At 72.3% G+C, this 22,964-nt stretch carries 21 protein-coding genes and 1 pseudogene; 13 read left to right on the forward strand and 9 right to left on the reverse strand.

What is annotated here, in order from left to right:
• Positions 1–40 precede the first annotated feature (40 nt).
• Complete coding sequence (locus tag P2F65_RS16495) at positions 41–1,222, forward strand: zinc-dependent alcohol dehydrogenase (protein ID WP_275810204.1); 1,182 nt, start codon at positions 41–43, stop codon at positions 1,220–1,222.
• Between the two features lie 55 nt (positions 1,223–1,277).
• Here P2F65_RS16495 and P2F65_RS16500 read toward each other — a convergent pair whose 3' ends face one another.
• The 3 genes and pseudogenes from P2F65_RS16500 to P2F65_RS16510 form a co-directional block, all read right to left on the reverse strand.
• Positions 1,278–1,913 (reverse strand): hypothetical protein, encoded by a 636-nt coding sequence (locus tag P2F65_RS16500; protein WP_275810207.1) that lies wholly within the window; start codon positions 1,911–1,913, stop codon positions 1,278–1,280.
• Complete coding sequence (locus P2F65_RS16505; protein ID WP_275810701.1) at positions 1,910–2,392, reverse strand: GNAT family N-acetyltransferase; 483 nt, start codon at positions 2,390–2,392, stop codon at positions 1,910–1,912. The genes P2F65_RS16500 and P2F65_RS16505 overlap by 4 nt, the downstream gene beginning before the upstream one ends.
• Positions 2,393–2,503: 111 nt before the next feature.
• Positions 2,504–2,902: pseudogene (locus tag P2F65_RS16510) on the reverse strand (NUDIX domain-containing protein); the annotation flags it as partial.
• 101 nt (positions 2,903–3,003) lie between these two features.
• On the opposite strand from P2F65_RS16510, the gene P2F65_RS16515 reads away from it, so the two are divergent.
• Positions 3,004–3,996 carry a malate dehydrogenase gene (locus tag P2F65_RS16515; RefSeq protein ID WP_275810209.1) on the forward strand — a complete coding sequence of 331 codons (993 nt, stop codon included), beginning with the start codon at positions 3,004–3,006 and terminating at the stop codon, positions 3,994–3,996.
• 94 nt (positions 3,997–4,090) lie between these two features.
• On the opposite strand, the gene P2F65_RS16520 is transcribed toward P2F65_RS16515, so the two are convergent.
• Entirely contained in the window at positions 4,091–4,483 is a 393-nt protein-coding gene (locus P2F65_RS16520) for a VOC family protein (protein ID WP_275810212.1), read from the reverse strand.
• Between the two features lie 92 nt (positions 4,484–4,575).
• On the opposite strand from P2F65_RS16520, the gene P2F65_RS16525 reads away from it, so the two are divergent.
• On the forward strand, positions 4,576–5,361 hold the full coding sequence (locus P2F65_RS16525; protein ID WP_275810216.1) for a TetR/AcrR family transcriptional regulator: 786 nt from the start codon (positions 4,576–4,578) through the stop codon (positions 5,359–5,361).
• 8 nt (positions 5,362–5,369) lie between these two features.
• Here P2F65_RS16525 and P2F65_RS16530 read toward each other — a convergent pair whose 3' ends face one another.
• Positions 5,370–5,639 (reverse strand): DUF3017 domain-containing protein, encoded by a 270-nt coding sequence (locus P2F65_RS16530; RefSeq protein WP_275810219.1) that lies wholly within the window; start codon positions 5,637–5,639, stop codon positions 5,370–5,372.
• A gap of 7 nt (positions 5,640–5,646) precedes the next feature.
• On the reverse strand, positions 5,647–6,513 hold the full coding sequence (locus tag P2F65_RS16535) for a bifunctional methylenetetrahydrofolate dehydrogenase/methenyltetrahydrofolate cyclohydrolase (protein WP_275810222.1): 867 nt from the start codon (positions 6,511–6,513) through the stop codon (positions 5,647–5,649).
• Positions 6,514–6,581: 68 nt separating this feature from the next.
• Here P2F65_RS16535 and P2F65_RS16540 point away from each other — a divergent pair, with 68 nt between their 5' ends.
• Complete coding sequence (locus P2F65_RS16540; protein WP_275810225.1) at positions 6,582–7,160, forward strand: nucleotidyltransferase family protein; 579 nt, start codon at positions 6,582–6,584, stop codon at positions 7,158–7,160.
• Positions 7,161–7,178: 18 nt separating this feature from the next.
• Here the strand turns inward: P2F65_RS16540 and P2F65_RS16545 are convergent, their stop codons facing one another.
• The 3 genes from P2F65_RS16545 to P2F65_RS16555 are packed head-to-tail and all read right to left on the reverse strand — an operon-like array spanning position 7,179 to position 11,032.
• Positions 7,179–8,585, reverse strand: a complete 1,407-nt coding sequence (locus P2F65_RS16545) for a DUF1116 domain-containing protein (RefSeq protein WP_275810228.1) — start codon at positions 8,583–8,585, stop codon at positions 7,179–7,181.
• A 1-nt stretch (position 8,586) separates the two neighbouring features.
• The gene (locus P2F65_RS16550) at positions 8,587–10,104 is read right to left on the reverse strand and encodes an FdrA family protein (protein WP_275810231.1); all 1,518 of its coding nucleotides are present in this window, start codon (positions 10,102–10,104) and stop codon (positions 8,587–8,589) included.
• Entirely contained in the window at positions 10,097–11,032 is a 936-nt protein-coding gene (locus P2F65_RS16555; protein WP_275810234.1) for a DUF2877 domain-containing protein, read from the reverse strand. Before P2F65_RS16555 ends, P2F65_RS16550 begins: the two co-directional genes overlap by 8 nt.
• Positions 11,033–11,177: 145 nt before the next feature.
• On the opposite strand from P2F65_RS16555, the gene P2F65_RS16560 reads away from it, so the two are divergent.
• The 9 genes from P2F65_RS16560 to P2F65_RS16600 all read left to right on the forward strand — a co-directional run bounded on the left by P2F65_RS16560 (position 11,178) and on the right by P2F65_RS16600 (position 22,963).
• Positions 11,178–12,893, forward strand: coding sequence for a helix-turn-helix domain-containing protein (locus P2F65_RS16560; protein ID WP_275810237.1), 1,716 nt, complete (start codon positions 11,178–11,180; stop codon positions 12,891–12,893).
• Positions 12,894–13,108: 215 nt separating this feature from the next.
• Positions 13,109–14,545: a solute carrier family 23 protein gene (locus tag P2F65_RS16565; RefSeq protein WP_275810240.1), complete on the forward strand. Its 1,437-nt coding sequence runs from the start codon at positions 13,109–13,111 to the stop codon at positions 14,543–14,545.
• 177 nt (positions 14,546–14,722) lie between these two features.
• A complete protein-coding gene (locus P2F65_RS16570) occupies positions 14,723–15,607 on the forward strand; it encodes an FAD binding domain-containing protein (protein WP_275810244.1) in 885 nt (294 codons plus the stop codon).
• Positions 15,604–16,152 carry a (2Fe-2S)-binding protein gene (locus tag P2F65_RS16575; RefSeq protein WP_275810246.1) on the forward strand — a complete coding sequence of 183 codons (549 nt, stop codon included), beginning with the start codon at positions 15,604–15,606 and terminating at the stop codon, positions 16,150–16,152. The genes P2F65_RS16570 and P2F65_RS16575 overlap by 4 nt, the downstream gene beginning before the upstream one ends.
• Entirely contained in the window at positions 16,149–18,593 is a 2,445-nt protein-coding gene (gene cutA / locus P2F65_RS16580; protein ID WP_275810249.1) for an aerobic carbon-monoxide dehydrogenase large subunit, read from the forward strand. Before P2F65_RS16575 ends, cutA begins: the two co-directional genes overlap by 4 nt.
• Positions 18,590–19,240: a carbon monoxide dehydrogenase subunit G gene (locus P2F65_RS16585; RefSeq protein WP_275810251.1), complete on the forward strand. Its 651-nt coding sequence runs from the start codon at positions 18,590–18,592 to the stop codon at positions 19,238–19,240. The genes cutA and P2F65_RS16585 overlap by 4 nt, the downstream gene beginning before the upstream one ends.
• Complete coding sequence (locus tag P2F65_RS16590; RefSeq protein WP_275810254.1) at positions 19,240–20,136, forward strand: carbon-nitrogen hydrolase family protein; 897 nt, start codon at positions 19,240–19,242, stop codon at positions 20,134–20,136. The genes P2F65_RS16585 and P2F65_RS16590 overlap by 1 nt, the downstream gene beginning before the upstream one ends.
• A gap of 106 nt (positions 20,137–20,242) precedes the next feature.
• Positions 20,243–20,674, forward strand: a complete 432-nt coding sequence (locus P2F65_RS16595) for a VOC family protein (protein ID WP_275810257.1) — start codon at positions 20,243–20,245, stop codon at positions 20,672–20,674.
• Between the two features lie 168 nt (positions 20,675–20,842).
• On the forward strand, positions 20,843–22,963 hold the full coding sequence (locus P2F65_RS16600; protein ID WP_275810260.1) for a hydantoinase/oxoprolinase family protein: 2,121 nt from the start codon (positions 20,843–20,845) through the stop codon (positions 22,961–22,963).
• Position 22,964: the final 1 nt, after the last annotated feature.

Below are 22,964 nucleotides of genomic sequence, written 5' to 3' on the forward strand. Positions count from 1 at the left end.
GAACGAGGCGAGCCCAGACAGTCGAGGAAGGGAGCCGACCGTGCGTGCACTGACCTGGCAGGGCAGGGAGAAGCTGAGCGTCGAGACGGTGCCCGACCCGGTCATCAGCGAGCCCACCGACGCGATCGTCAAGGTGACGTCGACGGCGATCTGCGGCTCTGACCTGCACCTGTACACGGTGCTCGGGCCCTACCTCCACCAGGGCGACATCCTCGGCCACGAGCCCATGGGCGTCGTCGAGGAGGTCGGCCCCGAGGTCACGCACCTCAAGCCCGGCGACCGGGTGGTGGTGCCGTTCAACATCTCCTGCGGCTCGTGCTGGATGTGCTCGCGCGGCCTGTTCGCCCAGTGCGAGACCACGCAGAACCGCGCCCACGGCAAGGGCGCCTCCCTGTTCGGTTACACCGAGCTCTACGGGTCGGTGCCCGGCGGGCAGGCGGAGTACCTGCGCGTGCCGCAGGCCCACTTCGGGCCCATCAAGGTCCCCGACGAGGCGCCTGACGAGCGGTACCTCTACCTCTCCGACATCCTGCCCACCGCGTGGCAGGGCGTGGCCTACGCCGACGTGCCCGAGGACGGCACGCTGGCGGTGCTCGGACTCGGCCCGGTGGGGCAGCTCGCCGGGCGGATCGGCCTGCACCAGGGACGCCGGGTCATCGGCGTCGACCGGGTGCCCGAGCGGCTCGAGCTCGCGCGCATGTACGGCATGGAGACGGTCAACCTCGACGAGGTCGACAACGTGGCCGATGCGCTGATCGAGCTGACCGTGGGCCGCGGAGCCGACGGCGTGCTGGACGCGGTCGGGATGGAGGCCCACGGCAACCCCGTCATGGAGACCGCGATCAAGGCGGTCGGCCTCCTCCCGGACGCCGTGGCGAGGCCGATGGTCGACACGATGGGCACCGACCGCGTCGACGCCCTCACCACCGCCATCAAGGCCGTGCGTCGCGGCGGGACGGTGTCGGTGAGCGGCGTCTACGGCGGTGAGGTCGACCCGATGCCGCTGATGGAGATGTTCGACCGCGGCATCACGATGCGCCTGGGCCAGTGCCACGTGAAGCGCTGGATCGGCGAGATCCTGCCCGTCGTGGAGCAGGACGACGACGTCCTGGGTCTCGAGACGCTGGCAACGCACCGGCCGTCGCTCGAGGAGGCGCCCGCCGCCTACGAGCTGTTCCAGCAGAAGGCCGACGGCTGCATCAAGGTCGTGCTCAAGCCCTGACGGCGGCCGCCGGTCCGGGATCCCTCGGCACCGCCGGTCCGGGATCCCGGGGCCGTCAGGCGCGCCGCTCCATCCAGACCTCGCGGCGGACCTCCGCGAACCAAGCGTGGTCGTCCTTGCTGCCGTGGGCCATGACGTAGGGCTCCACGGCCTCGAGGTCGCGCAGCAAGTCGCGCTTGCTCTCCGGGATGTGTGCCGCGACCGCGGCATCCATGGCCGAGAGGATCCGGCGGGTCGCCTCGTCGTACTGCTTACCGGGGCCGCGCGGGTTGCGCTTCGACAGGTCCCTGCGGAGCCGCTTGAGCATCACCTCGACGTGGGTGCGCACGAGGGTGAGCCCGAGGTCGGCCCGGCCGTGCTCGGCGAACAGATCGAGCACGGCCTGGGCCGGTTCGTCGGGGAACGGCGAGGTGCTGCTCCAGTAGCGCTTGGTCCTGGTGAGGTGGTACTTCACCAGTGGCTCCCAAGCGCCCACGGCGGCGTACCGCCGCTGGAGCGGCAGCCGCAGGGCCCAGTCGGTGTCGAAGTACATCGCCTTTGCCAGGTCGAGGTCGTCCTCCTCGACGCGCATGGTCCGGGACGCCGCGTTGCTGATCTTCTCGAAGTCGACGCGGAAGTCCTTGAACCGCGGGCTGGCCCCGGCGACGAAGCGCTCGCCCAGCGCGACGAGGTCGCTCTCGAGGCTGCTCATGCCGTCTCCAGGTGCAGCTTCAGGCCCTCGTGCGAGGCGACGAACCCCAGCCGCTCGTAGAAGCGGTGGGCGTCGGTGCGCTGCTTGTCGGTGGTGAGCTGCACGAGGGTGCATCCGCGGGCCCGGGCCTCCTCGACCGCCCAGAGCAGCAGCGCCTGGCCGAGCCCCTCCCCCCGTTGGGAGTCGGCCACCCGGACGGCCTCGACCTGGGCGCGGAGCGCGCCGCCCCTCGACAGCCCCGGCAGGACGGTCAGCTGGAGGGTGCCGACGACCTCGCCCCCGGCGCCGGCGACGACGAGCAGGTGCGCCGGGTCGGCGTCGATGCGCGCGAAGGCGGCGAGGTAGGGCGAGAGGTCGCCGGGGTGTTCGCGGGACTCGCCGAGCGCGTCGTCGGCGAGCAGGGCCACGATGGCGGGCACGTCCTCGCGCCGGGCACGGCGCACCTCCACCGGCTCCGGACCCACACCATCGAGCACCACGAGCGGCTCGGGTTCGGCGGACCGGTCCGGACGTCCCACCGCCTCGAACCAGGCCGCGCCGTCGAAGGCGAGCGCGAGCTCGAGCTTGCGCAGCGAGGACTCGGCCATGCCGTCGGGCAGGTCGCTGGGCGCGAACCAGCCCACCGCGGTCGACTCGTCGTCCGCCACCCGCGCCTGACCGGAGACGTGGCGACACAGGAAGCAGAGGTTGACGTACTGCGCCCGGTCGCCGTTGGGGTGCGTCACCTGCGGGGTGACCCACACGCTGGTGAGCCCGACGACCTCGACCACGACGGCAGTCTCCTCCTCGACCTCGCGCACGAGCGCCTCGGCGGGCTGCTCCCCCGGCTCCAGGATGCCGCTGACGAGCGCCCACTGGCCGTTGTCGGAGCGCTGGTGCAGCAGCACCTCTCCCCGCTCGTTCAGCACCGCCCCGCTGACGCCGGGCAGCAGGAGCAGGTCGTTGCCCACGTGGCTGCGCAGGTACCGGACGTACTCGGGGATCGGCATGGGCCGGAGCCTAGCCACCGAAGGAGCCCTGCGCGGGACCCTGCTAACGTCGCGATGGTCCGTGAAGGACCCTCCCAACCCAGCGATGTGAAGGGCCAACCGTGAGCACAACCCCCGTCAAGGTCGCCGTCACCGGCGCGGCCGGCCAGATCGGCTACAGCCTCCTCTTCCGGATCGCCAGCGGTGCGCTGTTCGGCCCGGAGACCCCCGTCGAGCTGCGCCTCCTCGAGATCACCCCCGCCCTCAAGGCCCTCGAGGGCGTCGTCATGGAGCTCGACGACTGCGCCTTCCCGACGCTGGCCGGGGTGGAGATCGGCGACGACCCCAACACCATCTTCAACGGCGTCAACCACGCCCTGCTCGTCGGCGCCCGCCCGCGCGGCCCGGGCATGGAGCGCGGCGACCTGCTCGAGGCCAACGGCGGCATCTTCGCCCCGCAGGGCAAGGCCCTGAACGAGGTCGCGGCCGACGACATCCGGGTAACGGTGACCGGAAACCCGGCCAACACCAACGCCCTCATCGCGATGAGCAACGCGCCCGACATCCCGCGCGAGCGCTTCTCGGCCCTGACCCGCCTCGACCACAACCGCGCCATCTCGCAGCTGTCGGCCAAGCTGGGCGTGCCGGTCACCGAGATCACCAACATGACGATCTGGGGCAACCACTCGGCGACGCAGTACCCCGACCTGTTCAACGCCAAGGTCTCGGGCAAGAACGCCGCCGAGACGGTGAACGACCAGGAGTGGCTGGAGAACACCTTCATCCCGACCGTCGCCAAGCGCGGCGCGGCCATCATCGAGGCCCGCGGCGCGTCCTCGGCGGCCTCGGCGGCCAGCGCCACCATCGACCACGCCCGCGACTGGGCCCTGGGCACCTCCGAGGGCGACTGGGTCTCGATGTCCGTCTGCTCCGACGGCTCCTACGGAGTGCCCGAGGGCCTCATCTCCTCCTTCCCCGTCACCGTCAAGGACGGCCGCTGGGAGATCGTCCAGGGCCTCGAGGTGAACGACTTCTCCCGCTCGAAGATCGACGCCTCCGTCAAGGAGCTCGAGGAGGAGCGCGACGCCGTGCGCGGCCTCGGCCTCATCGGCTGAGGTCGACCCCGGCACACGACGACGCGGCCCGTCCCCGGTGGGGGCGGGCCGCTCGTGTGCGGGAGCGGGTATGCCGCGTGGCCGGCTCCCGCGCTCAGCCCTGCGGCGGCTCGTGCACCCACTGCACGAGCTGGTAGACCACACCGTTCGGGTCGGCCACCTGGGCGTAGCGCTCGCCCCAGGGCTCGGTCTCCGGTGGCGTGACGACCGTGGCCCCCTCCGCCTGCAGGCGGGCGAGCTCGGCGTCGACGTCGTCGACCACGAAGACGACGAGCAGGCCGTCGGCGGGGCCCGCGACCGAGGCGGGCTTGAACGTCTCGAGGCCGGTGCGCAGGAAGATGAGGTTGAAACCCGCCTCCGGGTGCTGCAGCGAGGCGAATCCGTCGGCCTCCATCTGGAGGCTGAAGCCGAGGTGCTGCTCGGCCCAGCGGGCGGACGCCCCCACGTCGGCGACGTTGAGCGACAAGGCGGACTCGGTGATGTGCATGCGGGACTCCCGGGGTGGGTGGCGGACAGGCGGGCTCGTCGTACTTCGTACGACGTACGGCATACAACGTCGTCTCTGGCAGGATCATTCCCATGCCCACCGACCGCACCGGGGCCGGTGACCCGGACCGCACCCTGGCCCTGCTGTGGCGCCACTGCGGCGTCGACGCGCCCGCCCCGCGGCGTCGGGGGCCCCGGCCGTCACGCAGCGTCGACGACGTGGTCGACGCAGCCCTGGCCCTCGCCGACGAGCGCGGGCTGGAGGCCGTCACCATGCGGGCGGTCGCCGAGCAGGTCGGCGTGGCCCCGATGTCGCTCTACACCTACGTGCCGGGCCGTGCCGAGCTGCTCGACCTCATGGTCGACGCCGTCTACCTCGCAATGGACCGCCCGCGTCGGCGCAGCCGGTCGTGGAGACGCCGGGTCACAACCGTGGCCGAGGCCAACCGGGCCCTGTTCGAGCAGCACCCCTGGGTCGCCGAGGTGGCCGCCTCGAGCCGCCCACCACTCGGGCCGGGAGTGATGGCGAAGTACGAGCACGAGCTGGCGGTGTTCGACGGCACCGGCCTCGGCGACGTCGAGACCGACGCGGCGCTGGCCTTCCTGCTCGGCTTCGTGCAGAACCACGCGAGGGCCGCGGAGGCCACCCGGCGGGCGCAGGTGGAGTCGGCGATGGACGACACGGCGTGGTGGGAGGCCAACGCCCCGCTGCTGGCCCGGGTGCTCGACCCCGCCGCCTACCCGCGAGCGGCGCGCGTCGGGAGCGCGGCTGGCGCGGCGCAGGGGTCTGCCCACGACCCCGAGCACGCCTGGGCGTTCGGCCTGGCCCGGGTGCTCGACGGCCTGGCGGCCCTGGTGGACGAGCGCGGTGCCGGTTGAGCCGAGCCTCAGGTCTGGGGGGTGAGGTCGAGCACGGCGGTGATGACCGCGAGCGCGACGCCGAGCCCGGCCATGGTGAGCACGTCGACCGCCCGTGACCTCACGGCAAGGCCGCCGCTCCTCGAAGCGGGCAGCACCAGCCGCAGCAGCGCGGCCAGGCCCAGGCCGGCAGCCAGGACGAAGCCCGCGAGGCGCACCCGGTCGAGCGCGAAGAGGGCGAGGCCGGCCAGCAACACGGGGGTGGCGACCCACCACCACCCCAGCTTGGGTGCGGTCACCGGGGGCTCAGGCCCCGGATGCGGCGCGCTCGGCCGCCTCGACCACGTTGGTCAGGAGCATGGCGCGCGTCATCGGCCCCACGCCCCCGGGATTCGGGCTCACCCACCCGGCGACCTCGGCCACACCGGGGTCGACGTCGCCGGCCACCTTGGAGGTCCCGTCCTCGGCGACGATGCGGCTGACGCCGACGTCGAGCACGGCGGCGCCGGGCTTGACCATATCGGCGGTGACGAGGTTCGGCACTCCCGCCGCGGCGACGACGATGTCGGCCGAACGCACCTCGGCGGCGAGGTCGCGCGTGCCGGTGTGGCAGAGCACGACGGTGGCGTTCTCGCTGCGGCGGGTCAGCATCAGGCCCAGCGGGCGCCCCACCGTGATGCCGCGACCGACGACCGCGACCTTCGCGCCGGCGATCGGCACCTCGTGGCGGCGCAGCAGCTCGATGATGCCCATCGGGGTGCACGGCAGCGGGGCCGCCTTGCCCAGCACGAGCCAGCCGAGGTTGGTCGGGTGCAGGCCGTCGACGTCCTTGGAGGGGTCGACCGCGGAGAGGATCGTGAACTCGTCGAGCCCGGTCGGCTGCTGGACGAGGAAGCCGGTGCAGGCGGGGTCGGCGTTCAGCTCGGCCACGACCTCGAGCACCTCATCGAGCGAGGACCCCGCCGGCAGGTCGCGGCGCATGCTCGTCACGCCGATCTCGGCGCAGTCGCGGTGCTTGGCGCCGACGTACCAGTGGCTGCCCGGGTCGTCGCCCACCAGTACGGTGCCGAGACCGGGCACGACGCCCCGCTCTGCCAGCGCCGCCACCCGCGCCTTCAGCTCGTCCTTGATGGTCGCCAGGACCGCCTTGCCGTCGAGGATGCGCGCCGTCACGCCTCCGTATCCTGCCACGCGGCCCCGGCCGGCCCTCGGCGGCACCGACGATGTGGTTCGCTGGCGCCATGCGTGGCGCGACCGGACTGCTGCTGGCTGCCGGGGCCGGCCGCCGGATGGGCGGCCCCAAGGCCCTCGTCCGCTCCGAGGGCGGCGAGCCGTGGGTGCGGCGCGCGGCGCGCGCCCTGCACGAGGGCGGGTGCGCGCGGGTCGTCGTCGTCACGGGCGCGGCGGCCGAGTCCGTGACGGCGCTGGTGGAGGGGCTGCCCTGGGCCGACGCGGTGGTCGCCGGCGACTGGGCAGAGGGGATGGGGCCCTCGCTAGCGACCGGCCTGCGTGCACTCGAGGGCTCCGGCACGGACTGCGCGGTGGTCGGCCTCGTCGACACGCCCGACGTGGGCCCCGAGGTCGTGAGCCGGGTGCTCGCGGTCGTCGGCACCGCGCCCACGGCCCTGGGCCGCGCGGCATACGACGGGGTCCCGGGCCACCCCGTGGTGCTGGGCCGCGACCACTGGGCAGGCGTGCTCGCGTCCGCCGCCGGCGACCAGGGCGCCCGCGCGTACCTCGCGGCCCACCCGCACGACCTGGTCGAGTGCGCCGACCTCGCGACGGGGGACGACGTCGACGTCGCCCCCCGTCCGGGCTGACCCGGCAGGGCGCGAGCCCTAGGCGCGCGCGGCGAGCGCCCGCAGCGCCCCGGTGAAGCACTGCTCCGGGGGCGTGACCAGCCCGGCGCCCACCTGCCCGGTGCCCGCCACGCGACCGGCCATCCCGGTGTTGATCTGCGGCAGGATGCCCGTGCGGGCGACCGCCGAGACGTCGATGCCGGTGGGCGTGCCGCGGAACTCGAGGATGGGCACCTGGTATGCCGTGTGCTCGCCGACCGTGATCTCGTACATCGTCTGCGTCGCCCGGAGGGCGAACGGCACGTCGCCGCCGACGAAGCGCACGATCGCCGGGGCCGCGGCCATGGCGAAGCCGCCGATGCCGGCGGTCTCCGTGATCGCCGAGTCGCCGATGTCGGGGTTCGCGTCCTCGGGGCCGTAGGAGCCGAGGAACAGGCCCTCCGGCGTATTCGCCGGACCGGTGAACCACTCGTCGCCGGTGCCCGAGACCCGGATGCCGAAGTCGGTGCCGTTGCGGGCCATCGTGGTCACGACCGAGGAGCCGGGGATTCCGTGGGCGGCCATGGTCGACAGCTTGCAGGCCGGCATGCCGAGGTTGAGGAAGAAGTGCTCGTTGGCCCCGGAGAACCGCACCGCCTCGGCGATGTCGTCGGAGGAGCCCTCGGCGGTGATGAGGGCGGGGAGCAGCTCGCGCAGCAGCATGAGGCTTCCGGCCCGGTTGCGGTTGTGGCCCTCGTCGCCCATCTGGAGCATCTGGGCGATGATCGCCTTGACGTCGATGGGCCCGGCCTTGCGCACGGCCTGCTGGAGCAGCGGTCCGAGCACGGAGTTCATCCAGTGCAGGCGGTCGATGACCTCGCTGCCGTAGGCGCCGTAGCGCAGCACCCTGCCCAAGCCCTCGTTCAGGGAGCACCAGGAGGTGCCGTCGTGCACCTCGTCGCGCAGTTCGTAGACCCACATCGACGGGGAGATGACACCGGCCATCGGGCCGACGGCGTCGCGGTGGTGGCACGGCTCGAGGGTGATGCCATCGCCCTTGGCGAGCCCGGCCTCCGCCTCCTCGACGGTGTCGGCGAGGCCCTCGAAGAGCATCGCTCCGATCAGGGCGCCCTTGAGCGGTCCCGAGGCCCGGTCCCAGGTGATGGGCGGTCCGGCGTGCAGGAAGGTGCCCTTGTCGAGGCCGAGCGCCTCGTGGGCCGGACGGACGTCGACGAGGTCGGCACCAGCCGCCGTCATGCGGCGCAGCGCCTCGGCGTTGGCCGGCTCGCGGCGCGGGTCGGCCAGCACGACGGACAGGTGAGCGGCCGTGCCGTCGAGCGGGGGCTGCCAGGCCGCCTCGGTGACGGGCACCGCCTGGGCGCGCAGGGCGTCGGCGAACAGGGAGACGCCGGCCGTGGCGACCGAGACGTCGGCGGACAACAGGCCGTGCAGCGGGCTCGTGGTCATGTCAGTTCTCCTGGGCGGTCGAGTCGACGGCCTTCTGGCCGGCGGGCAGCAGCGAGAGGGCGTGGCGCGTGGCCGCGGCGTTCGAGAGGAACACCGAAGCCCCGGCCTGCTGCAGCGCCGTGGCGCAGCGCTGCAGGCCCTGGGGGTCGTTCTCGACGCCCGTCAGCGACACGACGACCGGCAGCTCGCGACCGGACTCCTGCGCGGCGCTCCGCGCGGACCGGATCGCGTCGGCCAGCTCGTCCGCCGGGTCCTCGTGGGCGCCGTAGCCCAGCACCAGGTCGAGCAGCAGCACCCCACACGTCGGGTCCTTGGCCTCCGAGGCGATGCGCTCGAGCCGCAGGGACGGGTCGATCATCGGGTGCGCCCGGCCCTGGGTCATGCCGTCGTCACCGAAGTCGATGACCACGTGGGAGTCGTCGCGCAGGTCGGCGCCGAGGGCCAGCTCCGGCAAGAGCGGGATGTTGGACCGGATGCCGCCGAGCTGCTCGCTCGCGATGAGCATCGCCTCGTCGGCGAGGGTGCCGCCGCAGAACAGCCCGCGGAGCGCGCCGCTGGGGGCGGGCTGCTGCTGGGTGGCCCACGACGGCCACTCGGGCACAGCGTGGCCGTCAGCGCGCAGTGCCTCCTCGACCGCTGCGGTGAGGTCGGCGCGGCCGGCCCCGAGCGTGGCCCAGTGGACCGGCACACCCAGCCCCGCGGCATACGCCTGCATCTCGGCGAGCACCTCGGCGGCCGGGGGCTTGGAGACGACGATGACCGAGGTGGTCGCCTCGTCGGCGGCGAGCGCCGCGAGGGCCTGGCGGGTGGAGCGTCCCTGCACCTGCGAGGACAGGTCGCGGCCACCCACCCCGAGGCAGTGGCTCATGCCGACGCCGGCGGCGTCGAGCAGGCACATGACCTGCTGGGCCCCGGTGCCCGATGCGGCGACGATGCCGACCGCCCCCGGGCGCACGGCGTTGGCGAAGCCGAGGGCCACGCCACCGACGACCGCGGTGCCGCAGTCGGGGCCCATGACGAGCACGTCCGCGGCTGCGGCTGCGTCCTTGAGGCGGATCTCGTCCTCCACGGGGACGTTGTCGGAGAACACCATCACCGAGACGCCGCGGTTGATGGCGTCGAACGCCTCGACGGCGGCGTGCTGGCCGGGCACGGAGACCAGCGCCAGGTTCGCCTCGGAGGACTCGATGGCGCCGCCGAGGGTTCGCCGGGGCGGGGCCTCGCCGAACCCGCCGGAGTGGGCCCCGGCGCTCTTGAGGTCGGCGAGCGCCGCCTCGAGGGATGCCTTGCCTGCCTCGATGCCCACCTCGTCGCCGCGGATCGCCACGATGAGGTCGTTGGCCGCGGTATCGGCCGGGACCTCGAAGCCCATGCTGCGGATGACGTCGGTGTTGAGGTCGGTGGCCATGGCCACCTGCGCGGCCTCGACACCGGGCGCAGACGCCACCGTGCGCGAGACCTGCATGAGGCTCACGGAGTCGTAGTAGGCGCCGCGGCGCAGCTCGACGTGGTCAGACACGGCGGGCTCCTTCCGGTTGGGGGTGTGAGGTGGTCGGGGGGCTGTCGGACAGGAACAGGTCGGTGGGGCCGGGGACGGCCCCGGCCAGTGCCTCGAGGGCGCCGGCGGCGCCGGCGAGCAGGTCGGCGCCCGAGCTGTGGCCGATGGCGAGCACACCGGGGAGCACGCGGGCGACCGTGCCGAGGTCACCGCGGCCGAGCGCCCCGACGAGGGCGACGACCTCGGGCACGGCATAGCCCCCCAGTGCCGCGTGGAGGAGGGACGCCGACAGGCTGGTGGTGGAGGGCAGGGCCCGGTCGACCTCGGCGGCCAGCGTCGAGCACGCCTCGGCGGGAGCTCCCGCCGCGCGCAGGGCGAGCACGACCCCGCACAGGGCGTCGTCACCACTGGGGGTGAGACCGTCTCCGGCGCCCACGAGCGTCGCGACGAGCCGCCTCACTCCCGCGCCGGCCGGACTGGCCGGCAGGGAGGGGTCTGCCGCGGCCAGGGCGGCGACGGTGAGGTCGCGGGCGACGTCCCGCAGGACGGCCCCGCCGGTCGCCGGCTCGAGCGCGTCGAGCCCCGAGGCCAGGGCAGCCTGCTGCACCGGCGAGGCCGGGTTGGGCACCCGGGTGGGGCGCCAGGTGCGCACCGCCACCACGTCGGCACCCGGCAGGCGGACCCGCCCGGCGCCGACCACGACGTCGGCTCCCTGCTCGACGCCCCAGGCGACCGAGGCCGCCGGCTCCCCCAGGCGCAGGCCGGTGGGCAGCCGCAGTGCGTCACGGGTGAGCACCGGCAGCACCTGCCGGACCCGCGGCTCCGCGGCCGGGCGGTGCGGCTCGTCGGCCCTGCTGTCGAGGTGGAGGTAGAGCGCCGTCGGGAAGGCGGCCAGCACCCGGGCGGGCCGGGGCGCGGCCTGCACCGCCTCCGCCAGCAGGGGCGACACTGCGGCGGGCCATCGGGCGGGGACGCCTGCGTGGGCCAACCTGGCTTCCCTCCGGGTCTGGGGTGGTCGGGCGGTCGGGCGCCCAGCACAGGCTGGGCGCCCGACCGGTGCAGGCGACGCTATCGAGCCCGGTTACCCTTCCTTCATGGTGAAAGTTGCCAACGATCAGCCCCGCATTGACGGCGACTTGACATCCCCCTCGGGCGAGCCGACGGTCTCGGGCGTCCCGCTGCGCGTGGTCACCGAGCTCCCCTCGGCACGTCATGCCGTGGTGCGGGCCTCGGCCGGCCAGCTCCAGGCACCGGTGGTGCGCACCTCCACCCTCACCCAGGCCCTGGACCTGCTGGAGACGGGCGGCTCCCTGCGTCACCACCTGGTGATCGCCCGGTCCGACGCGGCGGACGCCGCCCTGGACCGCCAACCCGACGTGCTCGAGCGCCTCGCCCGGGCCGGGGTGGCCGCCCTGGCGGTCACCACAGGTACCACCCCGGAGGCAGGGCCACCGTGGAGGTCCGCCGCGGTGGACGCCGGTCTGGCGCTGCTGGTCGTGCCCGATCCTGACGCCGGCGAGCAGCTCAACACCGAGGCGCTCGGCGCCATGCTCGACCACCAGACCTCGGTGCTCGACCGGCTCGAGGAGGTGCACCGGGTACTGGTCCAGATCGTCCTCGCCGGCGGGTCGCTCGAGGACCTCTGCGAGCAGCTCGTGGGCTTCTTCGACGGAGCCGCGATGGTGACGACCACCGACGGACGGGTGCTCGCCAGCGCCGGCCCCAACGGCGAGCTCGAGCACGCCCTCTCCCTCGACTGCTTCGACCGCACCGGGCGCCTCATCACCGAGAACGAGCCCGTCGGCATCCGCCCGCTGCACGGCCCCGAGGCACACCGGGCCGCCGTGCGCATCGTCGCCGGTGCACTCGACCACGGCCTGCTCGTCGCCTTCTGCAGCCACCGCATGCTCACCGGTGACGACGTCCGGGTGCTCGAGCGCGCCGCCACCGTCGCCGCCCTGGCCATCACCAAGGAACAGGCCGTCTCGGCGGTGGAGAGCAAGTACCGCGCGGAGTTCCTGCGCGACGCCCTGGCCGGGAGGGCCGGCACCACCGACGAGGCCATCGCGCACGCCCGGTCGCTCGGCTGGGACATCGACCGGCCCATGGTCGTCGTCGTCGCCGAGACCGACGAGGACGACGCGCACACCACACGCTCGGCCGAGGAGGTCAGGTCGCTGCAGCACCGGTTCGCCCGGGCCTGGACCCACGCGGTCGCCGTGCGGGACCCGCAGTGCCCGGTGATGGGCTTCAGCCAGGAGGTGGTCACGCTGCTCCCGGTGAGCGACCCCTCCGACACCGACCGCATCATGCGCGCGGTGTCCGAGGTCGCCCGCGTCGTCCGGGGCGACGGCGGTGGCGGGCGACGCACCTTCTCGACCGGCGTCTCACGCCCGATCGACTCGGTGGCGCAGCTGCCCCAGGCCTACGACGAGGCGCTCAACGCGGTGACGGTCGGCCGGCAGATGCACGGCGACGGCGCCCTGACCCACTTCGACGGCCTGGGTATCTTCCGCCTGCTCGCGCTGATCCCCGACAGCAGGCACCTGCGCCGGTTCGTTGAGGAGTCGCTCGGCGAGCTGGCCACCGACGACTCGCCCGAGTACGCCGACCTCCGCCAGACGCTGAGCATCCTCATCGACACGAACATGAACGTCGCGGAGACCGCGCGGCTGCTCTTCTTCCACTACAACACGCTGCGCTACCGCATCGTGAAGCTGGAGAAGATGCTGGGCCCGTTCACCACCGACCCCCAGCTGCGCCTGACGCTCGCCCTCGCGCTCAAAGTGCACCAAATGCGCGGTATCTGAGTGCCTCTCGTTACAGGCCCGTGACAAAGCAAGACCTGACGAACGACACGCCCCGCGCGGTATCAACTATTGCCGAAACGAATACCCCTGTGTGGCGCTAGTTTTCGCCTAACCCCTGTGGGGGCTGAGCCACGTCATATCGGATGACGGGCCGCAGTGAAGGAGACGGCATGGCCTTGGGCTTGGGTTGGAAACTGCACGGGGACGGAAAGACCATGGGCCCCACTGACGTCGTCGCACCTGACGAGCGTCTGTCGTGGGGCAAGACCATCGGCCTCGGCGCCCAGCACGTCGTCGCCATGTTCGGCGCGACGTTCGTCTTCCCCCTCATCATGGGCCTCAACGCCCAGCTCGCGATCATGATGAGCGGCATCGCCACGATCTGCTTCCTGCTGATCGTGCAGGGCAAGGTGCCGAGCTACCTCGGCACCTCGGCTTCGTTCGTCGGTGCGGTGGCAGCCATCCGCGCCCAGGGCGGCGACTCCCAGACGGTGACGGGCGCGATCCTCGTCGCGGGTGTCGTGCTCGCCCTCGTCGGTGTGGCCATCCACTTCCTCGGCTCGACGGTGCTGCACAAGGTGCTGCCCCCGGTCGTCACCGGTGCCGTGGTCATGCTCATCGGCTTCAACCTCGCACCGGTCGTGGCCGACATCTACTGGCCGCAGGACCAGTGGATCGCCCTGATCGTCATGACGTTCGCCATCGTCTGCGCCGTTGCCCTCAAGGGCTTCCTCGGCCGCATCGCCGTCTTCCTCTCGCTGATCTTCGGCTTCGTGCTCTCGTGGGTCTTCGACCTGGTCTTCGGCAAGATCACCTCCCTCGACCCCGCCGTCGGCAAGGTCACCACCCACTGGCGCGTCAACCTCGACGGCGTCGCGGACGCCGCCTGGCTCGGGTTCCCCCAGCAGACCTTCATGGCTGACGGCAAGGAGGTCGCCGGCTGGCACACCCCCACCTTCTCGATGGCCGCGATCCTGCTGGTGCTGCCGGCCGTCATCGCGCTGATCGCAGAGAACACCGGGCACGTCAAGGCCGTCGCCGAGATGACCGGCCACGACCTCGACCCCGTGATGGGCCGCGCCATCGCCGGTGACGGCATCGGCACCGCCCTCGCCTCCGCGGTCGGTGGCTCGCCGACGACGACCTACGCCGAGAACATCGGTGTCATGGCCGCCACCCGCGTCTACTCGACGGCCGCCTACTACGTCGCAGCGATGGTGGCGATCCTCTTCGGCCTGTCGCCCAAGTTCGGAGCGCTCGTCGCGTCGACCCCGGGCGGCGTCCTCGGCGGCATCACCGTGGTGCTCTACGGCATGATCGGCCTGCTCGGTGCCAAGATCTGGAAGGAGAACGGCGTCGACTTCGGCAACCCGATCAACCTCGTGCCCGTCGCGGCCGGCATCGTCATCGGCATCGGCGACGTCCAGCTGAAGTTCACCGACGACTTCACCCTCGGCGGCATCGCGCTCGGCACCATCGTGGCGGTCGGCGCCTACCACCTGGCCCGCTCGCTGGCCCCCGAGGACCTGCGCCTGCGGGCCGATCCCTCCACGACGCTGATCACCACCCGCGAGGCGGGGTACGGCGACCAGGACGGCATCGACGACCTCTACCAGGACAAGCCCGGCGGTCCCGACCTGCGCAAGCACTGACCCGACCAAGCCCCCCGGAACCCATCGGGGCGGCACGTACCGCAGGCCCCCGATCCGCCGTGATCGGGGGCCTGCGGCATACCACCCGGGACACTCGGCAAGAGTTGCCAAACCCGGGACCGCACAACGCAGCAGAACACCTAGTTCCCCCAGCACAAAACAGGCAGGATCAGTCCGGTGAAGCCCGCACCCTTCGTGCACCACGCACCCCGCTCCGTCGAGGAGGCCGTCAGCGTCCTCGCGCAGGTCGGCCACGACGGCAAGATCCTCGCCGGTGGCCAGAGCCTGATCCCGGTCCTCAACATGCGCCTGGCCTCCCCGGCCCACCTCGTCGACATCAACCGGGTGACCGGCATCGACCAGGTGGAGGTCGGCGACGACGCGGTCCGCGTGGGTGCCCTGGTGCGGCACGCCGAGCTCGAGTACCACGAGGGTGCGTATGCCGCGCTGCCGCTCCTGCGCCAGGCGCTCGTCAACGTCGCCCACCCCGCCATCCGCAACCGCGGGACCACGGTGGGCTCCATCGCCCACGCCGACGCCGCCGGCGAGATGCCGGCCATCCTCGCCCTCACCGGCGGCGTGGTGGAGGCCACCGGCCCGCGCGGCGCCCGCGAGATCGCCGCGGTGGACTTCTTCCAGGGGCCCCTCGAGACGTCGCTGGCCGAGGACGAGCTGGCGGTCGCCGTCCGCTTCCCCCGCTTCGCCCCCGGCACGGCCACGGCCTTCGCGGAGTCGGCCCGGCGCCACGGCGACTACGCCTTGGCCGGGGTCGCGGCCGCCGTGACCGTGCGTGACGGCGTCATCACCGACGCCCGCTCCTCGTTCGTCTCGGTGACCGACGTGCCGTCGGTGCTCGACCTCACCGACGTGGTCGGTGGCAGCGAGCCGGGCACCGCCGACTGGGCGGCCGCGGCCGAGGCCGTGCGGGCCCACGTCGAGCCCGAGGCCGACATCCACGCCACCGCCGACTACCGGCGCATGCTGGCGGGCGAGCTCGCCCGTCGGGTCCTGTGCCAGGCGGCCGAGAACGCAGCGACGACGAAGGGGTCGAGCGACCGATGACCGACATGACGACCGAGCAGGTCCACGACGTCACCGTCAACGTCAACGGCGTGCCGCGCACCGCGACCGTGCCCGCCCGTCGGCTGCTGTCGGACTTCCTGCGCCACGACCTCGAGCTCACCGGCACCCACGTGGGCTGCGAGCACGGCGTCTGCGGTGCCTGCACGGTGCTGCTCGACGGGAAGCCGATGCGCTCGTGCCTGATGTTCGCGGTCACCGCCCAGGACCACCGCATCACCACCGTCGAGGGCCTGTGCGACGCCCCGGACGCCCGTCCGTGCGCCACCGGTGAGCGGATGAACCCGGCCCAGCAGGCGTTCGCCGAGTGCCACGGCCTCCAGTGCGGCTTCTGCACCCCGGGCTTCCTCACCACCGTCACCGCCTACCTCGAGGAGAACCCCAGCCCCTCGCAGGAAGAGGCGCGTGAGGCGATCTCGGGCAACCTGTGCCGCTGCACCGGCTACCAGAACATCGTCAAGTCCGTCCTGCGCGCGGCCGAGATCCGCACGGAGCGGCTCGAGGAGAACGCCGGGGAGAGCGCATGACCACCCAGATGTTCGGGGCGCCCATCAGGCGCAAGGAGGACCCGCGGCTCGTCACCGGCGGCGGCCGCTACCTCGACGACCTCGGCCAGCACGCCCTCGCCGCCGCGTTCGTGCGCAGCCCGCACGCCCACGCCCGCATCACCGACATCGACGTCACCGATGCCGTCGACGTCGAGGGCGTCGTCGCGATCTACACGTGGGAGGACCTGCCCGGCAAGGTCGCCGAGCCGCTGCCGCTGCTGATCCCCCACCCGACGCTGACCCATGGCCGCACCGGCTACGCCCTCGCCCGGGACGAGGTCAACCACGTCGGCGAGCCGATCGTCATGGTGGTCGCCTCCGACCGCTACGCCGCCGAGGACGCCTGCCAGCGCATCCGGGTCGACTACGAGATGCTGCCGGTCGTCGTCGGCATCGAGAACGCCCGCGACGGCGAGCACCTCGTGCACGAGGACGCGCCGGGCAACGTCGCCGCGCACATGGTGCAGCAGAACGGTGACGTCGAGGCCGCCCTGGCGAAGGCGAAGCACACCCTGACCCTCGACCTGTCCATCGAGCGCAGCGCCTGCATGCCCATGGAGGGCAAGGGCGTCTACGCGCGGTGGAACGACGAGGACGGCGAGCTGCGCATCTACAGCTCGACCCAGACCACCACCGGGGTGCGGGCCGCGGTGGCCGCCAAGCTCGAGCTGCCCCTGGCCAAGGTCGAGTGCATCGCGCCCGACGTGGGCGGCGGGTTCGGCGTGAAGATCATGCACCCGTGGCCGGAGGAGGTGCTCGTCCCCTGGGCCGCCCGACTGCTCAAGCGTGAGGTGAAGTGGGCCGAGGACCGCCGCGAGCACTTCATCTCCTCCGCCCACGAGCGCGGGCAGCTGCAGACGGTCACCGTCGGGTTCGACGACGAGGGCCGAGTGCTCGGTCTCGACGTGAAGTTCTGGCACGACAACGGCGCCTACACGCCCTACGGCATCATCGTGCCGATCATCACCTCGACCCAGCTGCTCGGCCCCTACAAGCCGGGCGCCTACCGCTGCGAGTTCCGGTCGCTCTACACCAACACCGTTCTCGTGACGCCGTACCGGGGCGCCGGCCGCCCGCAGGGCGTCTTCGCGATGGAGCGCACCATGGACGCCATCGCCGACTACCTCGGCATCGACCGCGCCGAGGTGCGCTCGCGCAACTTCATCCTCCCCGAGGAGATGCCCTACGACCACGGGCTGCTCTTCCAGGACGGCCGGCCGCTGAAGTACGACAGCGGCGACTTCCCCGCCTCGCTCGACAAGCTGAAGAAGCTCGTCGGCTGGGACGACTTCGAGGCCTACCGCGCGCAGGCCGAGCTCGAGGGTCGAAAGGTCGGGCTCGGCATCGGCTGCTACGTCGAGGGCACCGGCGTGGGCCCCTACGAGGGCGGGCACATAGTCATCGAGACCTCCGGCCGGGTCAACGTCGCCACCGGCCTGACCACGCAGGGCCAGGGCCACCAGACCGCGTTCGCGCAGATCGTCGCCGAGGAGCTCGGGGTGCGCCTCGAGGACGTGCACGTCACCACCGGTGACACCCGCAAGATGGGGTATGCCGTGGGCACGTTCGCCTCGCGCGCGGCCGTCATGAGCGGCAACGCGATCGCGCTCGCCACCCGCAACGTCAAGGCCAAGGCCCTGCGCATCGCGGCCGACGCCCTCGAGGTCGACGAGGAGGACCTCGAGATCGTCGACGGCGTCGTGCAGGTCAAGGGCGCCCCGACGACGTCGATGCCCCTGGGCACCGTTGCGGTGCTGTCGAACCCGCTGCGCTACGCGTTCGACGACGCGGCGAAGGCTGCCACCCAGTTCGCCGGCACGTTCGACCCCGACAAGCCGCCGGTGGCCGAGGACGAGGAGCCCGGTCTCGAGGGACGCGACTTCTACTCCCCCACGCAGGCGACCTTTGCCAACGGCATGCACGCGGCCATCGTCGAGACCGACCCCGTCACCGCCGAGATCACAATCCTGCGCTACTGCGTCATCCACGACTGCGGCACGATGATCAACCCCATGATCGTCGAGGGCCAGGTGCACGGCGGCGTCGCGCAGGGCGTGGGCGGGGCGCTCTACGAGCGGATGGCCTACGACGAGTCGGGCCAGCTGCTCAACGCCTCGTTAATGGACTTCCTCATGCCCTACGCCTCGGAGGTCCCGCACGTCGAGGCCGACCACCTCGAGACGCCGTCCCCGCTGAACCCGCTGGGCATCAAGGGCGCCGGCGAGGCCGGCTGCATCCCGGTCTCGGCGGTCATCGCGTCGGCGATCGAGGACGCGGAGGGCTTCCCCATCACCTCCATGCCCATCTCGCCCGTCGAGCTGTGGGAGCTCCGCCAGCGCCACGAGGCCGGTGAGATCCCCTCGCTCCGGCATCCCCACCCTGCACCTGACCCGTCGAACACCCAGGAGCCCACCCGATGAAGTTCTCCGGCACCGCCTCGCTCGCCGCCCCGCCCGAGAGGGTGTGGGAGGCCTTCCACGACCCCGAGTCGCTGGCGCGCTGCCTCCCCGGCTGCAACACCCTGACCGAGATCGGGCCCCACCAGTACGCGATGAGCATCACCGCCGGCGTGGCCGCCATCAAGGGCACCTACGACGGCCAGGTGCACCTGACCGAGCAGCAGCACCCGGAGGCGTTCACGCTCAAGGCCAAGGGCTCCGGCGCCCCCGGCACCGTCGACGCCGACGTGAAGGTCCGCCTGTCACCGGACGGCAACGGCGGCACGAACCTGACCTACGACGCCGACGCGGCCGTCGGCGGCGCCATCGGCGGCGTCGGCCAGCGCATGCTCGCGGGCGTCAGCAAGAAGATGGCCGGGCAGTTCTTCACCGCGGTCGACCAGGACATCGCCGGGGTCCGCAAGGCCGCCCCCGCCCTGCCCGGCGCCCCCGCGGTGCCCGCCATCGGGGCCGCGCCCGGCGCCGTCCCGGCCGGCGCCCCCGTGTATGCCGGGGGGCCGGCTGCCGTGCCCGGCGCCGACCAGCGGTTCGCCCTCGGCGTCGGTCTCGGCGCGCTCATCGCCCTCGCCGGCGTGGTCGTCGGCGCCGTGCTGGGGCGGCGTCGCTGATGCGCGCGTTCACGGCGGCAGCCGTCCAGGTCGCGCCGGTGGCCGGGGCGCTCTCGGCCGAGGTCGTGCGCAAGAACCTCGACAAGTGCGTCGACTTCACGCGCCGGGCCGTGGCCGACACCGGCGCCGAGCTCGTGGTGCTGCCGGAGTCGGCGACCACCGGCTTCACCCCCGACTGCTCCGTCGAGGAGCTGTGGGACCTCGTCTCCGAGCTGCCCGGACCGGTCATCGAGCCGATCCAGGACGTCGCCCGCGAGCTGGGCGTCCACATCTGCGTCGGCACCTACGAGCGCGGACCCGAGCGGGGCGTGGTCTACAACAGCTCGGTGCTCATCGCCCCCAGCGGTGAGGTGCTCGGCGTCTACCGCAAGACGCACCCGTTCTTCAGCGAGCACGTGCAGCACGGCGGCTGGGTCACCCCCGGCGACTCGGTCGCGGTGTGCGACACCGACCTCGGCCGGATCGGCATGATCATCTGCTTCGACGGCGACTACCCCGAGCTCTCGCGCATCCAGGCGGTGCAGGGCGCGGAGGTCATCCTGCGCCCGTCCGCCCTGCTGCGCAGCGCCGACGTCTGGGAGCTCACCTCCCGGGCCCGCGCCTACGACAACCACGTGTTCGTCGTCGGCGCCAACGCCACCGGCATCGACGCGGCGGGCGTGCTCTACTTCGGCAACAGCCACATCGTGACCCCGATCGGCCACATCGTGGCCAAGGCGGCCAGCCACGAGGGCTGGGTCTCCGCGCGGCTCGACCCGGCCGAGGGCCTGAAGTCGCTGACGCCCGGCTCGAACATCAAGCAGGGCTTCGACCACCTGCGCGACCGCAACCTCGACCTCATCAGGAAGCACCGCGAGGACCTCGAGCGCCCGGCGGAGTCCCCCTTCGAGCACTGACGACCACCTCCGGCTCTTCCCACTTCTGGCCACCGGCACGGCATACCGGCGCGAAATCGCCCGGGAACACCGAGTCGGTGGCCAGAAGTGCGAGATGGTGAAGGGCATGGACTGGACACTCGAGGTCGTCGTGCTCCCCGTCAGTGACATCGACAGCGCGATCGCGTTCTACCGCGACAAGGTCGGCTTCGCGCTCGACCACCGCACGACCACCGGCGACATGGACTTCGCCCAGCTGACGCCACCCGGTTCGGGGTGCTCGATCGTCGTCGGCACGCTGCCGTCGCAGCAGGAGATGGCGCCCGGCTCGATGAAGGGCCTGCAGCTGGTGGTGGCCGACGCGGCAGCCGCCCGTGAGGAGCTGCTCGGGCGCGGGGTGGAGTGCAGCGAGGTCACCGTCTTCGACGAGCGCGACGGCGGCACCTTCTTCGGGTTCGCCGACCCCGACGGCAACACCTGGGCCGTGCAGCAGATCAAGGCCCGGGCCCAGACGCCGCTGATCCCCCACGAGTACCGCGCCCGCCTCGCCGGCGGCTGACCCACGCGCTCACCCATGCGCTGACCCGCGTCCGGCAGGGCCGGGTGGTGAGGTGTTGCGGCATACCGGGGATCCGTTGGCAGGTTGTGCCAACGAAACGGACGCGCCGCGCCGGTTGAATCGTCGCCAGCGATAACCCCGCGAACCACCCAGACTTCAGGAGCGCGAATGTCCGCAGCGCCGACGCAGCCACGCCGCATCCGGATCGGCATCGACACCGGTGGCACGTTCACCGACGTCGTCGCCTTCGACGAGGACTCCGGCGAGCTGCTCACCACCAAGACCCCCTCCACCCCGAGCAACCCGGCCGACGGCTTCATCAACGGCGTGCACAAGGTGCTCGACCTGCTCGGGGCCACCGGCGCCGACGTCACCGCCGTGTGCCACGGCACCACCGTCGCGACCAACAAGCTCCTCGAGGGCAAGGTCGAGCAGCTCGGCTTCATCACGAGCGAGGGCTACGAGTTCATGCTCGAGATCGCCCGCCAGGCCGTCCCGGACGGCTACGGCAACTCCTACTTCTGGGTCAAGCCCCCGCGCATCGTCCCCGCCGACTACGTCAAGACCGTCGGTGGCCGACTCGACTTCGAGGGCAACGAGATCCGCCCGTTCGACGAGGAGCAGGCCGTCGCCGCCGCCCGCTGGTTCAAGGACCGCGGCATCACGACGATCGGCGTCTGCCTGCTGCACTCCTACGCAGGCGACGAGCACGAGCTGCGGATGCGTGAGATCCTGCGCCGCGAGCACCCGGACGCCGTCGTCTCCATCTCCTCCGAGGTGCTGCGCGAGTACCGCGAGTACGAGCGCTCGATGACCACCCTGGTCGACGCCGCGGTGAAGCCGAACGTCTCGCGCTACGTCACCAACATCCACAAGCGCCTCGACGACTTCACCGGCGCCCACGAGGGCGGCCGCGAGTCGATCCCCTTCTACATCATGAAGTCCAACGGGGGCGTGCTCTCCGCCGACGAGGTCGTGCACCAGCCCATCACCACGGTGCTGTCCGGCCCCGCGGCCGGTGCGCTCGGCGCCGGCCTCATCGCCAGGAAGGCCGGCTTCGACAAGGTGCTCACGTGCGACGGCGGCGGCACCTCGACCGACGTCAGCGTGGTCCTCGGCGGCGAGCCGACCCTGACCACTGAGGGCACTGTCGGCGCCTACCCGAGCAAGATCCCGATGATCGACGTCGTCACGGTGGGCGCGGGTGGCGGCTCCATCGCGTGGATCTCCCCCGAGGGCACCCTCAAGGTCGGCCCGCAGTCCGCGGGCGCCGACCCCGGCCCGCTCTGCTACGCCAAGGGCGGCACCGAGCCGACGATCACCGACGCGCACGTCGTGCTCGGCCGGATCCCCCCGCACCTGCTCGGCGGTGAGATCCCGCTCGACACCGAGGCGGCCAAGGCCGGCATCGACGCCATCGCGGCCAGGCTCGGCATCGACCCCGACCGTTGCGCCACGGGCATCCTCGAGATCTCGGCGTGGAACCAGGCCAACGCCCTGCGCCAGGTCAGCGTCAAGCGCGGCCTCGACGTGCGCGACTTCATGCTGGCCACCTTCGGCGGCTCCGGCTCGCTGCTGGCCTGCCGCCTGGTCGACATCCTCGACCTCGCGGGCGTGGTCGTGCCCCAGAACCCCGGCAACGTCTCGGCGTTCGGCCTGCTCACCGTCGACGTCAAGAACGACTACGTGCAGACGGCCGTCGCCAAGCACCACAGCCTCGACTACGCCGCGGTGCAGAAGACCTTCGACGAGCTCACCGACAAGGCCGCCAAGGCCCTTGACGCAGAGGGCTTCCCGCGCGACCAGCACCGCTTCACGCGCACCGTCGACCTGCGCTACTTCGGCCAGGCGTTCGAGGTGCGTGTGACGGCGCCGGAGGGCACCGTCGACGCAGCGTATGCCGAGAAGGTCGCCGACGCCTTCCACGCCGAGCACCGCGCGCTGTACGGCTACGACTTCAAGGGCGACCCGCACCAGCAGGTCGAGTGGGTCAACCTGCGCGTCACCGGTGTCGGCCCGATCACCCGGCCCGAGCTGCGCGAGGTCGGCACCAACCAGGGCGAGGCCGGCGTCGCCGAGCGCGCCCGCAAGTCGAACCGCCCGGTCTGCTTCGACGCCGAGGTCGGCTACGTCGAGACCGACGTCTACTGGCGCCCCGACCTGCGCGCCGGAGACACCCTCAGCGGCCCGGCCATCGTCGAGGAGTTCGGCTCGACCGTGCCCGTCCACCCCGGCTTCACCGTTCGCGTCGACGCGATCGGCAACCTCGTCATCACCAAGGAGGCCTGAG

Source organism: Knoellia sp. p5-6-4 (genome assembly GCF_029222705.1).
Lineage (GTDB): Bacteria > Actinomycetota > Actinomycetes > Actinomycetales > Dermatophilaceae > Pedococcus_A.